This is a genomic window from Nocardia aurea, assembly GCF_003123685.1.
Taxonomy (GTDB): Bacteria; Actinomycetota; Actinomycetes; order Mycobacteriales; family Mycobacteriaceae; genus Nocardia; species Nocardia aurea.
Window position 1 is genome coordinate 254793 of the sequence record NZ_QCYJ01000172.1, and the last position, 14817, is coordinate 269609.

Consider the following 14817-nt stretch of genomic DNA (forward strand, 5'->3'; position numbering starts at 1 on the left):
CCGGGTTTCTTGAATGGCAATCAAGAACTTCGGCGAGCGTAGCCGATCCTTGATTACCGTTCAAGATAGGATCGTGGCCTTGCCGACGAGCGACAGGAACCCATGCCGGCCAACAAACGCCCCAGGGACCGACAGGAGAAGCGCGACGAGATCGTCACCGCCGCGCGACGCCTCTACGTCGACGCGGGCTACGACGCCACGAGCATGAGCCGCCTCGCCGCCGAGGCCGGGGTCGCGGCCAACACCGTCTACTGGTACTTCGCCGACAAGGACGATGTCCTGATCGCGGTGCTCGACACCCTGGTCGAGGAAGCACTCCTGGATTTGCCGAACGCCCCCACCGGACTCGCGGGCCGCCTGCTGTGGCTGATCGACCGACTGTCGAACGTGAGCACACTGGTCAGCACCGTCCACGCCCGCACCACCGTGTCCGAATCCATCGACGCCTGGCACCACCGTTTCCACACCACGGGCGAGGCGATGCTGCGCGCCGAGATCCACCGCCCCGGCCTGACGCCGACCGAACTGGACGCGGCCGTGCGCCTGTGCGTCTTCACCATCGAAGGCCTGCTGACGCACCCCCACGACGAGTCCGAGAAACGCGCCATCTGCGAGACGTTGCAGAAGAGTCTCTGCTGAGACGAACGATTCGCACCCTCGCGCCGGCCGAGATCCACCTTCGGGAGGCAGCCGTACCCGACGACGACCGCACCGACCGATACGGGGTACCGCACCTGTCGGCGCCGGGGCTCGACTCGCTACCCGCCGGTCGACTCCGGTGCGGCGCGGGGTCAGGCTCCGACCCGGCCGGATTCCGGCTCGCGGGCGACGAACCAGCCCGTCGGGGTGAGTTCGGCGCCCATGCGCGGAACGTACTGGTCGAAGTAGACGCGGGAGATCAGTTCGCGTCGGGAGCGGACGTTCGCCTTGTCGAAGACCGATTTCAGATGGTCCTGGACGGTGTAGGTGGACAGGTGCAGTGTCGCCGCGATCTCCTTGGTGTCGATGCCCTGGAGCACCAGTTGGACGACGTCGCGTTCGCGCGGTGAGAGTCCGTAGGCGGCGACGACGATCGCGACGATCTCCGGCGGACGGGCTTCCTCGATGGTGATCACCACGTCGCCCTGCCTGCCGCCGCGTGCGGTGAGCGGGCCCGCGTGCAGCACCAGCCACATACCGCCGGTGGTGCGCATCCGGCAGCGCGGCGGGACGGCCGTCTCTCCGCGTCCGAATCGCCTGGCCGCGCCGACCAGGGCGCCGACGGGACCGAGCGGATCACCACCGCCCACCCCCCAGTCGAGTTCGGCGAGGCGCTGCTCGGCGCCGAGACTCATCTGCACGATCTGATCGTCGGTGCCGACGATCAGCACGGCGGGACCGGTGATCGAGGCGGGCGGCGCGGCCTCGACCAGCCGGGCCAGCATGCCGGTGCGGACCCCGTGCGCGAAAGGCGCCGCGAGGGAGGCGAGGAAATCGATTTCGGCGGCGTCGAACGGCGCGTCGCCCGTACCGCGGAACAGCGCCATCGCACCCCAGGTCTCGTGGCCGTCGCGGAAGGCCAGACGGGCCTCGTCGGCGAATCCGAAACGCGGTTTCATGAAGGTGCTCATCCGCCCGGAACGCTCGACGTCACCGCTGGTCATGAGGTGCACGCCCGCGGCGGGCACCTCGGCGCGCGCGAGTTCGGTGAACGCGGTCGGTTCGACGGTGCCGTATTCGACCAGCCCGAATTCGTGGTCGTGACTGTTGCGATCGCGCAGGTCACCGTATTTGCGCGCGGAGGTCAGCATATGGGTGACGGGATCCTGGGTGGCGATACACGCGCTCACCCACGGCACCGCGCGCGATACCGAGGCGACCGCTTCCTCGAGGAAGGTGTCGAGGTCGAGTCCGGCGCGCGCGACGATATCCATATCCTGTCGCACACGTGCCGCGGTGAGTCCTCGAGCCATGACGATCAGTGTGCGCCCGCCGGCGGATTCCCACCATCCCAGAAGTCTGGGTACCGCGGACCACCAGATCCGACGGGCCGCGATTCCCCGGCGTCGCGGGATGGTGTGGCGATCGGCGCGGACCGAATGTTGTCGCCATGACTTCTTTCGACATCACCGCCTCCCCCGCCATGGAGGCACTGCGCGACCACTGCGAAATACACCTGCCCGGCGACGACGGTTACGACGCGGCTCGCACCCCGTGGAACGTGGCGGTCGACCAGCGTCCCGCCGCGGTCGCGATCCCCCGCAGCGTCGCCGAGGTCGCCGCGGTGGTGCGCGCCGCCACCGCGGCGGGTCTGCGGGTCGCCCCGCAGAGCACCGGCCACGGCGCGGGACCGCTCGCCGAACGCGCGCTCGACGACGTCGTGCTGCTGCGTCTGTCGGCGCTGACCGGGGTCACGATCGATCCGGTCGCGCGGACCGCAACGGTGGTCGGCGGCACCCTGTGGCAGGACGTGATCGCCGCCGCCTCCGCGCACGGATTGACGGCGTCACACGGCAGCGCGCCCGATGTCGCGGTGGCGGGGTACGTCCTCGGCGGCGGGCTGTCGTTCTACGGCCGCGAACACGGCCTCGCCGCGAACGCCGTGCGCTCGGTGGACGTGGTGCGGCACGATGGCGCCCTGGTCCACGCCGACGCCGGGGAGAACCCCGACCTCTTCTGGGCGGTGCGCGGCGGTGGCGGCAATCTCGGGGTCGTGGTGTCGATCGAACTCGAATTGCTGCCCTACGCCGATGTTTTCGCCGGCATGCTGCTCTGGGACCGCGAGCGCGCCGCCGACGTGATTCCGGCCTGGGCGCGCTGGAGCAGGACCGCCCCCGAATCGGTGACCACCTCGCTTCGGGTCATGAGCTTCCCGCCGCTGCCCGAACTGCCGCCGTTCCTGTCCGGCCGCGACCTCGTCGTCATCGACGGTGCGATCCTGGCCGACGACGACACCGCCGCGACGATCATCGAACCGCTGCGGGCGCTGCGCCCGGAACTGAACACCTTCGCCCGAATCCCCTCGGCCGACCTGCTTCTCGTCCACATGGACCCGCCCGCACCGACGCCGACCGTCGGTGACCACAGCGTCCTCGGCGATCTCGACGACGCCGCGATCACCGCGCTGCTCGCCCATATCGGCGACGGCACCGCCCCCGGTCTGATGTTCACCGAATTGCGTCACCTCGGCGGCGCCATCGGACGCCCGTCCGATACCGGCGGCGCGCTCTCCCACATCCCCGGCGTCTACGGATTGCTCTGTGTCGCTGTGGCTCCGACGCCGCAGGCCGCCGTGGCGGGCAGGGCGGCGGCGTTCTCCGTCGTTCGCGCGATGTCGAGTTGGTCGCTGCCGAACCTGATTCCGACCTTCACCGAGAACCGCGCGGATTCGGGCCGCATGTACGACGGCGAGGACTGGGCCCGCCTGTGCACGGTCCGCGACGAACTGGCTCCGGGCGCGGTCTTCGTGGCGAATCACGCGCTCTAGCGTGCGGCGGCGGCGTCGGCGGGGACACCGACTCCGCCGCTCCGATCACGGAATCCGCACGGCCACGGACGGTTCCGATCCCGTGGTCGAACGCCATCGCGAGATCACCGGTCACCGCGCGCCGACGAGGGGTGCTGCCGCGGGCTACCGCCGGGGCGCGCGGTGGCGTCGTCGTCGGCCGCACGACCGGAATTCCACACTTGTCCGCGACGACCCCGCGTTATCCGACATGTGCATGTTCCACATGTGCCGTCGAATTCACCGATTCGGCAGGGCGACAGCGATATCAGCAACCCCGCAGACAGCATTTCCGATACGGGTCGGACCTCGCCGCATATCCGGTCACGCCGCGTCTTTCGGCGGATACCCCGGTATCCGAGTCGGTCCGGTATGTAGTGTTGTCGAAATCATCCGGGTCGTAAACGTATATGCGGTAAAGGATATCGAGCCGATCGCACGCAGTTCACGATCCGGACACGGCCACATCGAACCGGGAGGCCCGGACACGCACTACGGCGGTTGCGACATCGGATTCCGCTGAACCGCACTATTTTTCCGACACGTGTCTCATATGAGACGCGAGAACCGGGAGGTCACCTTTTCCGGCACACCGAAACGTCACCCTCGACGCGTCCCGGGCACACCGCAATCCGGTCACCGATCTCGAGTTCCGACAATATTGCCGATAAATAGCTCGGACATAGCCACCGAGCGGGAGTAGCCCGTTTCCCGGAAGACCTTCCGTTAAACCAAAACGTGACGAACGCCATAATTTTCGACCTACGGTCGACCTGTTACCTGCCGTATCGTCTGTTCCGCTACATCATTTCGTGATCTCGGCAGTACCGTCGGCAGTGGGGTTTTCAAGGTGCTAGACATTTACCACTTCAGTCACGGCTGGCTGACGCCACTGCTGTCCTACATCATGTCGTTCATCGGCTGTCTACTCGGATTGCAGTGCGCCGCACGCGCACGACAGGAGAGTCGGACGTCGTGGCTCGGCCTGTCCGCCTTGGCGATCGGCGGCACCGGTATCTGGGTGATGCATTTCATCGCGATGCTCGGCTTCTCGATCGAGGACGCGCAGATCCGCTATAACGTGCCTATCACGCTCTTCAGTGCCGTCACCGCCATCGTGGTGGTGTGGATCGGATTGACTCTGGTGGTGAAACCGGAGCCGACGCTGCCCGGACTACTCGCGGGCGGCACCATCACCGGGCTCGGCGTCGCGGGCATGCATTACACGGGTATGTACGCGATGAAATCCGATGCGGCCGTGACCTACAACGCCGGTTTGGTCGGATTGTCCGTATTGATCGCGGTCGTCGCGGCCACGGCGGCGCTGTGGTTCACACTGCATATCAACGGCGCGTTCGCCACCATCGGCGCGGCATTGATCATGGGTGTCGCGGTTTCCGGAATGCACTACACCGGCATGGCCTCGATGCACGCCCACGCGGGTGCCCACCACAGCACACCCGCCGGAGCGGAAGCGCTGCAATTGCTCGGTCCGCTGATCGCGGGGATCAGTATCGTGACCATGCTCCTGCTCATCAGCGTGGGTCTGACCTCCATCGAACGCACCCCCGTCAGGCGCACTCCCCCGGACGCGACCGCCCCGCACACGGGCGTCGGACTCGCACCGCCCAGGCGCTCGGATTCCCTTCCGCCCGACCGCATCAACTGGTGGGAGGATCGAACCGAGACACCGCGCACCGGCGCCGTCCCCACCAACCAGTACTGGCCGAGCAGACCGCCGAATTCGTCGGGGCACGCCCCCGAAACGGCACGTCTGCGCGCCGTCGACGAGCGAGCGCCACGACAGCCGCGGTACGGGCGCCACGACAACACGTGATACGGGGTCTCTAGGCCACCTTCGCCTGTTCCGGTTCCTCGCCCTCGGTGGCGGCGACGGGCGGTCGCGCGCGCAGCAGCACCAGCCCGAGCAGAGCCGCCGCGGCGCTGAAGCCCGCGCTGATCCACGCGCCCGCCGACATGGCCGCGGTGAACGCCTCCTTGGCGGGTTCGGTGTACCCGAGTTCGAATGCGGCGCCGATGGATTCACGCGCGGCCTCGGGAGCGTCATCCGGCATCCGCGAGGTGAAGACACCCGCAAGCACGCTGCCGAGAACGGCGATGCTGATCGCCATACCGACCTGTTGCAGCGTGTCGTTCATCGCCGAGCCGACGCCCGCGTGTTCGAGCGGGATGGCGTTCATGATGGCGGCGTAGGCGGCCGGACCGGCGAGACCACCGCCCATCCCCATGACGAGCATGCTGACCAGCACCCACAGATACCCCTGGCCGATGGCGAGGATCACGAAGGCCGCCGACATGACGAGCAGGCCCGACACGATCAGCGTCTTGTTGCTCACCGCTTTGCCCAGGGTGGCGCCCAGTCCGTTGCAGACGGCGGCCGCCACCGCGTACGGCAGCAAGGCCAGACCGGCTTTCATCGGGCCGTAGCCGAGGACGAACTGTAGGTACTGCGTCAGCATCAGCATGAGCGCGCCCATGCCGAACACCATGAGCAGCAAGGTCAGCGCCGTGCCGGTGAAATCCCTGTTGCGGAATACGCCGAGCGGCAACATCGGATGGTCCGACCGCGCCTCCCACACCACGAAACCGACCGCGGCGGCCACCGCGAGGGCGATCATGCCGACATTGAGCTCACGTTCGATGACGACGTAGATCGCCGCCCCCAGGGCGACGATGGACAGCAGCACACCGACCGGATCGACCGGACGCTGATCACCGACGGTTTCCGGCATGAGCACCAGCGCGGCGACGATCGCCGCGACCGCCACCGGGATGTTCAGCAGGAAGACCGAGCCCCACCAGAAATGTTCGAGCAAGGTGCCGCCGAGCGTCGGACCCGCGACGATGCCGACGACCGACACCGTCGCCCAAGCGGCCATGGCGGTGCGCCGTTCGTCCTCCTCGAATGTCGTCATCAGGATGGACAGTGTCGACGGCATCAGCAGCGCGCCGCCGACTCCCATCGCGGCGCGCGCGCCGACGAGCTGCCAGGGTTCGGTGGCCAGGACCGCGGCCAGCGACGCCGCGCCGAACACCGCCAGGCCGATGATCAGCATCCGCCGCCTGCCGAATCGGTCGGAGAGGATGCCCGCGGTCAGGAGCAGTCCCGCGAAGACCAGGACGTAGGCGTCGAGGATCCACTGGATATCGGCGGGGGTCGCGCCCAGTTCCCGGATGAGGGACGGGATCGCGAGGTTGAGCACGGTGCCGTCGATCATCAGCACCAGTAGCGAGAGACAGAGAACTCCGAGGATCCACCAACGACGGGGGTCTCGCACAGTGTTCGATTCCACTCGCACACCGTACGACAAACTCGAACGATGTGCGAGTGAATATAGAATCACGGGTGTGACCAAGCAGTTCTCCTCGGTATGGACCCGCGAAACCCGCCGCCCCAAGGCATCGGGGCTCACCCGCGACCAGATCGTGACCGCCGCACTCGAGATACTCGACGCCGAGGGGTTGGCCGCGTTGAGTATGCGCAAACTGGGTTCCAGACTCGACGCGGGCGCGACGAGTCTCTACTGGTACGTCACCAACAAGGACGAACTGCTCGAATTGGTCCTCGACGAGGTGTGGGGCATGCTCGACAGCGCCGAACCCGGGCAGGCGCCGTGGCGCGAGGTGATCACCACCTTCGCCTACAGTTTCCGCGAGACCCTGCGGGCGCACCCGTGGGCCGCGTCCCTGGTGGGCCAGCTGCCCAGCATCGGCCCGAATGCCCTGCGACTGACCGATCGACTGCGCCGCGCATTCATCGAGGCCGGATTCACCGGCACCGACATCTACCTGGCCAGCGGCTCGGTGATCTCCTTCGTCCTCGGCCAGGTCATCCCGGAACTGGCCTGGACCAACGCTTTCGGCGATGCCGAACCCGACCGGGAGGCGATGATCGACGACATCGTCGCGGTGGCCGCGGACTATCCGGAGATGATCGAGGAGTTCCGGACCACGACGCGGATCACGCCCGCCGCGGCTCGCGCGATGGCCTTCGATTTCGGATTGTGCTGCGTACTCGACGGCCTGCACGCACGGCTGCGTCAGCGGGACCGGACGCACGACAGTCCGACGGAGTCCGCGCTCCCCTGATCCGACCGCGCCGAACGTATTCCGCGCCGTCGGAAATGGTATATCCGGTGCAATAATTCGGGCACGCGAATTACCCGGCCGCCCTCGGCAATTGTCTGGCGAGAGCGACCGGGGAATATTCGATCTTTCCGAATGCCCTACTCCGGCATGGTTACTGGTTGGCGCCGATCACGCCGCCGATGAGACCGCCGATGAGGCAGCCTGGCAGGAATCCGGCGACGAAGAACAAGAACCCGATCAACGCGCCGATCACGCATCCGATCAACGCCCCCGCGACCGTTGTTCCCGCGTCACCGATGAAATCCGCCTGCGCCGGGACTCCGCCGACCGGGGTGAGTGTCAATGTGGTTGCGGCGGCGTCGACTTCGGGCGCCACCTCCACCTGCTGGCCCGCGACCGTGTGCAGGGTGGTCGGCACCGTGGCCACCACGGCGCCGTCCGGCGCGACCACGGCGATCCCGGCATCCGGGGTCACCACGAACCGGCCCGAGGCCAAGGTCACGGTGGCCGCGGAGTGATCGGGAGCCACCGCGGCCGTGTATTCGACGCCGCGGTCGTTGCCCGCGAGCACCGGGGCGGCGACCGAGGGCGAACCGTACGCGGTGGCCGCGGTGACGCCGGTGGCGGCGACCGTCAGAACCGTTGCCGCTACCAATTTTCTGATCTTCATGTGCATTCCAATCCAGCCGAATCGATTGATGTTCCCCGAGAAACGGACTTGGGACACCAATAATGATGCGCGTTCGACATCATTCGCGGGCGCGAATCGGAGAATTCGAATCAGGTTGGCGGAACGTCTGATCGGCCCGATTTTTCGGGTCTTGCGATCATGCGCTCCGGTAAATCTTCGCCCGTCACGGACTGTCGATCACATTCGCTACGGCTTACGTAGCAAACCGACGTGTCGCTATTCGATCACATATTGATCAACGAGGACGCGGAACGCGCTCCGGCAGCGGCGAACACGGGCGCGAGAGGTGTCGGAGCCACGGCTCGGGCGGCGGACCTCGCCCGCCGCCCGAACCGCGCTACTCGAGTTCGCCCTCGGACTCCAGGTACACCTGACGCAGACGGTCGAGCGTCTCCTGTTCGGGAGCCGACCACATGCCGCGCTCGGCCGCCTCGAGCAACCGTTCGGCGATACCGTGCAGTGCCCACGGATTCGACTGCTCCATGAATTTGCGATTCACGTCGTCGAAAACGTAACTCTCGGTGAGCTTCTCGTACATCCAGTCGGCGACCACATCGGTGGTGGCGTCGTAGCCGAAGAGGTAGTCGACGGTGGCGGCCATTTCGAACGCGCCCTTGTAGCCGTGCCTGCGCATCGCCTCGAGCCAGCGCGGGTTGACCACCCTGGCACGGAACACCCGCGCGGTCTCCTCGGACAGGGTCCGGGTCCGCACCGCGTCCGGGCGGGTGCTGTCGCCGATGTAGGCTTCCGGATTCTTGCCGGTCAGCGCGCGCACGGTGGCGACCATGCCGCCGTGGTACTGGAAGTAGTCGTCGGAATCGGCGATATCGTGTTCGCGGGTGTCGGTGTTCTTGGCCGCCACCGCGATTCGCCGGTAGGCGGTGCGCATGTCCTCGGCGGCGGGCGCGCCGTCCAGGTCGCGGCCGTAGGCGAAGCCGCCCCACGCGGTGTACACCTGCGCCAGATCGTCGTCGGTGCGCCAGCTCTTGGAGTCGATCAGCTGGAGCAGGCCGGCGCCGTAGGTGCCGGGCTTGGACCCGAAGATCCTGGTCGTGGCGCGACGCCGGTCGCCGTGCTGGGCCAGATCCGATTCACTGTGCGCGCGCACGTAATTCGATTCGGCCGGTTCATCGAGATCGGCGACCAGGCGTACCGCGTCGTCGAGCAGCGCCAGCACGTGCGGGAAGGCGTCGCGGAAGAATCCGCTGATTCGTACCGTGACGTCGACGCGGGGTCGTCCGAGTTCCTCGAGCGATATCACCTCGAGGGTGGTCACGCGACGGCTGGCCTCGTCCCAGACCGGCCGGACACCGAGCAGCGCGAGCACTTCGGCGATATCGTCGCCCGACGTGCGCATCGCCGAAGTACCCCATACCGACAGGCCGACCGAGCGCGGGTACTCGCCGTGGTCGGTGCGGTATCGCTCCAGCAGCGATTCGGCCATGGCCTGACCGGTTTCCCAGGCCAGGCGCGACGGGACGGCCTTCGGGTCCACCGAGTAGAAGTTGCGACCGGTGGGCAGGACGTTGATCAGTCCCCGCAGCGGCGAACCGCTCGGACCGGCAGGGATGAAACCGCCGTCGAGCGCGTGCAGCACCCGCTCGATCTCGATGCCGGTCTGGCGCAGGCGCGGAGCGACCTCGGCGGCGGCGAAGCGCAGTACGGTGCGCACCGCGTCCAGACGCTGCGTCGAATCCCGCTCGCCCGGTGCGGATTCCACGATAGCGGGCGCGAATTCGGCGACGATGCCGTCCACCGCGTCCACCGACCAATCGGTGGCCTGCAACGCCTCGACCAATTCCCTGGCCTTGCGCTCGACCACATCCACGCGATTGCGGGTCTCGGTGCCGGATTCGTCGAGGCCCAGTGCCTCGCGCAGGCCGGGCACATTGCGCTCGCCGCCCCACAATTGGCGCGCGCGCAGCATCGCGAGCACCAGGTCGAGTTCCATCTCGCCCACGGGCGCCTGGCCGAGAATGTGCAGACCGTCCCTGATCTGTACGTCCTTGATCTCGCACAGCCAGCCGTCGACGTGCAGGAGCATATCGTCGAACGAATCCTCGTCCGGGCGTTCGGCCAGTCCGAGATCGTGATCCATCTCGGCCGCGCGCATCAGCGTCCAGATCTGCTGCCGGATGGCGGGCAGTTTGGCCGGGTCGAGGGTGGAGATGTTGGCGTGCTCGTCGAGCAACTGCTCCAGACGCGAGATATCGCCGTAACTCTCGGCGCGCGCCATCGGCGGGATCAGGTGATCGACCAGCGTCGCGTGCGCCCGGCGCTTGGCCTGGGTGCCCTCGCCGGGATCGTTGACGAGGAACGGGTAGATCAGCGGCAGATCGCCGAGCGCGGCGTCGGTGCCGCAGGACGCGGACATGCCGAGCGTCTTGCCCGGCAGCCATTCCAGGTTGCCGTGCTTGCCGAGGTGGATCATGGCGTCGGCGGCGAAACCCTCGTCGGCGCGCAGCCAGCGGTAGGCGGCGAGGTAGTGGTGACTCGGCGGCAGATCCGGATCGTGGTATATGGCGACGGGATTCTCACCGAAGCCGCGCGGCGGCTGCACCATGAGCGCGACATTGCCGAAACGCAGTGCCGCGATGACGATTTCACCGTTCGGGTCGGAGGAGCGGTCCACGTACAGCTCGCCCGGCGGCGGACCCCAGGCCTCGACGACGGCGTCGCGCAGATCCTGCGGCAGCGTGTCGAACCAGGCGGTGTAGGTGGCGGCGCCGATCCGGATCGGGTTGCCCTCCAACTGTTCGGCGGTGAGCCAGTCCGGGTCCTGGCCACCGGCCGCGATGAGGGCGTGGATCAGCGCGTCGCCGTCGCGTTCCTCGAGACCGGGCACCTCCCCCGGCGCACCGAGATCGTATCCGGCCGAACGCAATTCGGTGAGCAGGCGGATGGCGCTGGCCGGGGTGTCGAGACCGACCGCGTTGCCGATGCGCGCGTGTTTGGTCGGGTAGGCCGACAGCATGATCGCGATCCGCTTGTCCGCAGCGGGAATGTGACGCAGCCGGGCGTAGCGAACGGCGATCCCCGCGACCCGCGCCGCGCGCTCGGCGTCGGGCATGTAGGTGGACAGGCCGTCGGCGTCGAATTCCTTGAACGAGAACGGCACCGTGATGATGCGACCGTCGAATTCCGGCACCGCGACCTGGGTGGCGACATCGAGCGGGGACAGGCCGTCGTCGTTGGCCTCCCACTGGGCGCGTCCGCTGGTCAGGCACAGGCCCTGCAGGATCGGCACGTCGAGTTCGGCGAGCGCCGCCACGTCCCAGGCCTCGTCGTCGCCGCCCGCCGAGGCGGTCGCGGGTTTGGAGCCGCCCGCGGCGAGCACGGTGACGACCAGCGCGTCGGCCCGGCGCAGGGTGTCGAGCAGTTCGGGTTCGGCGGTACGCAGCGACGCGCAGTACAGCGGGAGCGGCCGGGCGCCCGCGTCCTCGATGGCGGTGCAGAGCGCGTCGATATAGCCGGTATTACCCGCGAGATGCTGCGCGCGGTAGTAGATCACCGCGACGGTGGGCGCCTCGGCGTCGAGTTCGCGCGCCGAGCGCTCGAGTTCGCCCCAGCTCGGTAGTTGCACCGGCGGGTCGAAGCCGTGACCGGTGAGCAGCACCGTGTCGGAGAGGAAGGCGTGCAGTTGGCGCAGATTCTCCGCACCGCCCGCGGCCAAGTAGTTGTGGGCGTCGGCGGCGACGCCGCCGGGGACGGTCGAACATTCCATCAGTTCGGCGTCGGGCGCGAGTTCGCCGCCGAGCGCCACCATCGGAACACCGCTCGCGCGTACCGCGTCCAGGCCCTCTTCCCAGGCCCGCTTGCCGCCGAGGATCCGCACGATCACCAGGTCGGCGCCGTCGAGCAGGGCGGGCAGATCGTCCACGAGCAGCCGCGCCGGGTTACCCCAGCGGTAGTCGGCGCCGCTGGCGCGCGCGCTCAGCAGATCGGTGTCGGACGTGGACAGCAGCAGGATCACGGGTGACCTTCCTCGGGTGACGCGCCCATCGGGATATTCGGTGCTCGCCGGGGAGGGTCTGGCTGTTCACAGTGGCGCGACCGCACCGGAATCGCACCGGTTTCCTCGACGCCCGCCGAGCATGCAGGATGCTACCTGCCCGCCGATCGCGTCCCGACCCGGCATCGGCGCGCGACGATCAGGACACCGGATGGGCGACCGCGCGCGCGGCCAGGAAATCGTCGACGATGCGCGCGCAGTCCTGCGGTGTGGAGGCGCGCAATCCGATCAGCTTGGCGAACACGAGCGGCCCCACCAGCTGCGAGAGCACGAAGAAGGTGTCGAATTCGCCGAGTTGGGCGCGGGCCTCGGGGGTGTCGAGCACCCGGTCGAACGGCACCCGGTATTGATCGATGAGGCGCTGGCTGAGCGAGGTGATGGTCGCGTCCTCGGCGACACGATCGGATCCGGTCGCCAGCCAGGCGAGCGTCCCCACCTGCAACGGCATGTCGCGGATGGCATCGGCCTGCCGTTCCAGCAGGGTGATCAGGCGTTCGCGCAGCGGACCTTCGGCCGGTGTCTCCAGCACGGGCGGCAGCAGGCGTTCGATGGTGGCGGCCCGCAGCTGCATCGCGTTGTCGAAATGCCGGTAGAGCGTGGTCTTGGCGACCTTCGACAGCTTGGTGACGCCTTCGACGGTCACCGCCTCCAACCCGCCGTCCTTCAGCAGGGCGGTCGCGGCGTCGAGCAAGCGGGCACGAGAACGCACCTTGCGCGGGTCGATATCGACGTCGTCGGTTCCGCTCATATCGCCCAGTATTCCTTCGCTTCGTGGGCTACCTCACCCGGTCTACCGGGGACCGAGCGACTTATGCTACTCATAGTAGCGTAGCGATACCCATAGTTGCGGAGGTCCGATGGAATCCACCGAACGCGCCGGACTGTCCGCCGCCCAACGCTGGCTGCTGACACTGTCGTGTCTCGCGGTGGTCCTCGTCATCGCCTCGATGGCGGCCTTGTATACAGCGTTGCCCGAAATCGCGGCCGCGACCGGAGCCAGCCAGGCCGAACTCACCTGGATCGTCGACGGTTACACCCTCGCACTGGCCTGCCTCGTGCTGCCCGCGGGCGCGTTGGGCGACCGATACGGCAGACGCGCGGTCCTCATCGTCGGCCTGATCATCTTCTCGCTGGCCTCGGCGATCCCGCTGGTACTGGACAGCCCCACCTGGCTGATCGCCGCCCGCGGCCTCGCCGGAGTCGGCGCGGCACTGGTCATGCCCTCCACACTGTCACTGCTGACCGCCGGATTCCCCGAAGAAAGACGCGGCAGCGCGATCGGGCTGTGGGCAGGCGTCGCGGGCGCGGGCGCGATCCTGGGCATCCTCGGCTCGGGCATCCTCATCGAATACTGGTCCTGGCTCTCCATCTTCGTCGGTATGACCGTCGCGGGCGTCGTCCTGTCGATCGCGGCGTTCACCGTGGCCGAATCGGTGGACAAGTCCCGACCCGAAATGGACCCGCTCGGCGCGATCACCGGCGCCCTCGCGGTCGGCGCGATCGTGATCGCCGCGATCGAGGTACCCGCCCGCGGCTGGCTCGACCCACTGGTACTCCTCGCGGCCGCCGTCGGCGTCACCGCGGCCGTCGCGTTCGTGCTCGTCGAGAAACGAGTCGCGCATCCACTGATCGATATCAAACTCTTCGCCGACCGAGGCTTCGGCAGCGGCACCGCGATCGTCACCGTACAATTCCTGGTCACCTTCGGCATGTTCATGCTGCTCGTGCAGTACTTCCAGCTGATCCTCGGATACCGGCCGCTGATTTCGGCGGTGGCGCTCGCGCCGATGATCGTGCCCATGGTGGTGATCTCGGCGATCTCGCCCTGGCTGGCGCAACGGGTCGGCCTTCGCATCCCGACCTTCGCGGGGCTGCTCGCGATCGGCGGCGCGCTGCTGATGATCGCCCGCATCGACGTCGACGGGACCTACGTCGACCTACTGACCCCGTTGCTGCTGATGAGCGCGGGCGTCGGATTGTGCACCGCACCCGCTACGGCCGCGATCATCGAGGGCACACCGGTGGAGAAGCACGGTGTCGCGGCGGCGGTCAACGACGCCGCACGCGAAGTCGGAGCGGCGATCGGCATCGCGATCGGCGGCAGCGTCCTCGCGGCCGGCTACAGCGAACGCATCGCACCAGCCCTACCCAACCTGCCCGAAGCCGCCCGCGAACCCGTCGGCGACTCACTCGCGGCCGCACTGCAAGTCGCCGAACGCGCGGGCTCCGCGGCGCAACCGCTCGCCGAATTCGCCAAATCCGCCTTCATCCACGGCCTACACCAATCCGCCACGACCCTGGGCTTCCTCACCATCGCCGCAGCCGTACTCATCGCCTTCTGGACCCCCGGCCGACGACGCGCCACCGTGCCCGCCGACGTGGTACCCACCGAACCGAAGACGACGGTGACCGAAACGCAGACCGCGGCGACATCGGCGACATCGGAGTAATCGGGAGCCGACCACGCACCCGCCGTTCGGTGTGCGCACCGCTGCGCGGGACCGCCCGCGGCCGGTGGCG

The 14817-nt window shown here is 67.8% G+C and carries 10 protein-coding genes; 5 read left to right on the plus strand and 5 right to left on the minus strand.

Going from position 1 to position 14817, the window contains the following annotated elements:
• Positions 1 to 102 precede the first annotated feature (102 nt).
• Positions 103 to 639, plus strand: a complete 537-nt coding sequence (locus DAT37_RS42355) for a TetR/AcrR family transcriptional regulator (RefSeq protein WP_109530584.1) — start codon at positions 103 to 105, stop codon at positions 637 to 639.
• A gap of 152 nt (positions 640 to 791) precedes the next feature.
• Here DAT37_RS42355 and DAT37_RS42360 read toward each other — a convergent pair whose 3' ends face one another.
• Complete coding sequence (locus DAT37_RS42360) at positions 792 to 1952, minus strand: helix-turn-helix domain-containing protein (RefSeq protein ID WP_109530585.1); 1161 nt, start codon at positions 1950 to 1952, stop codon at positions 792 to 794.
• Between the two features lie 137 nt (positions 1953 to 2089).
• Here DAT37_RS42360 and DAT37_RS42365 point away from each other — a divergent pair, with 137 nt between their 5' ends.
• Complete coding sequence (locus tag DAT37_RS42365; RefSeq protein ID WP_232840331.1) at positions 2090 to 3466, plus strand: FAD-binding oxidoreductase; 1377 nt, start codon at positions 2090 to 2092, stop codon at positions 3464 to 3466.
• Between the two features lie 868 nt (positions 3467 to 4334).
• Positions 4335 to 5321 carry an MHYT domain-containing protein gene (locus DAT37_RS42370; protein WP_109530586.1) on the plus strand — a complete coding sequence of 329 codons (987 nt, stop codon included), beginning with the start codon at positions 4335 to 4337 and terminating at the stop codon, positions 5319 to 5321.
• A 10-nt stretch (positions 5322 to 5331) separates the two neighbouring features.
• Here DAT37_RS42370 and DAT37_RS42375 read toward each other — a convergent pair whose 3' ends face one another.
• On the minus strand, positions 5332 to 6798 hold the full coding sequence (locus tag DAT37_RS42375; RefSeq protein ID WP_109530587.1) for an MFS transporter: 1467 nt from the start codon (positions 6796 to 6798) through the stop codon (positions 5332 to 5334).
• A gap of 55 nt (positions 6799 to 6853) precedes the next feature.
• Here DAT37_RS42375 and DAT37_RS45980 point away from each other — a divergent pair, with 55 nt between their 5' ends.
• Positions 6854 to 7594, plus strand: a complete 741-nt coding sequence (locus tag DAT37_RS45980; protein WP_109530653.1) for a TetR/AcrR family transcriptional regulator — start codon at positions 6854 to 6856, stop codon at positions 7592 to 7594.
• A gap of 151 nt (positions 7595 to 7745) precedes the next feature.
• Here the strand turns inward: DAT37_RS45980 and DAT37_RS42385 are convergent, their stop codons facing one another.
• The 3 genes from DAT37_RS42385 to DAT37_RS42395 all read right to left on the minus strand — a co-directional run bounded on the left by DAT37_RS42385 (position 7746) and on the right by DAT37_RS42395 (position 13045).
• Positions 7746 to 8264 (minus strand): hypothetical protein, encoded by a 519-nt coding sequence (locus DAT37_RS42385; RefSeq protein WP_109530654.1) that lies wholly within the window; start codon positions 8262 to 8264, stop codon positions 7746 to 7748.
• 358 nt (positions 8265 to 8622) lie between these two features.
• Positions 8623 to 12258, minus strand: coding sequence for a cobaltochelatase subunit CobN (gene cobN, locus DAT37_RS42390; RefSeq protein WP_109530588.1), 3636 nt, complete (start codon positions 12256 to 12258; stop codon positions 8623 to 8625).
• A 178-nt stretch (positions 12259 to 12436) separates the two neighbouring features.
• Positions 12437 to 13045: a TetR/AcrR family transcriptional regulator gene (locus DAT37_RS42395; protein WP_109530589.1), complete on the minus strand. Its 609-nt coding sequence runs from the start codon at positions 13043 to 13045 to the stop codon at positions 12437 to 12439.
• 109 nt (positions 13046 to 13154) lie between these two features.
• Between DAT37_RS42395 and DAT37_RS42400 the strand changes: the two genes are divergently transcribed.
• Positions 13155 to 14747, plus strand: a complete 1593-nt coding sequence (locus DAT37_RS42400) for an MFS transporter (protein WP_109530590.1) — start codon at positions 13155 to 13157, stop codon at positions 14745 to 14747.
• The last annotated feature ends 70 nt before the right edge of the window (positions 14748 to 14817 follow it).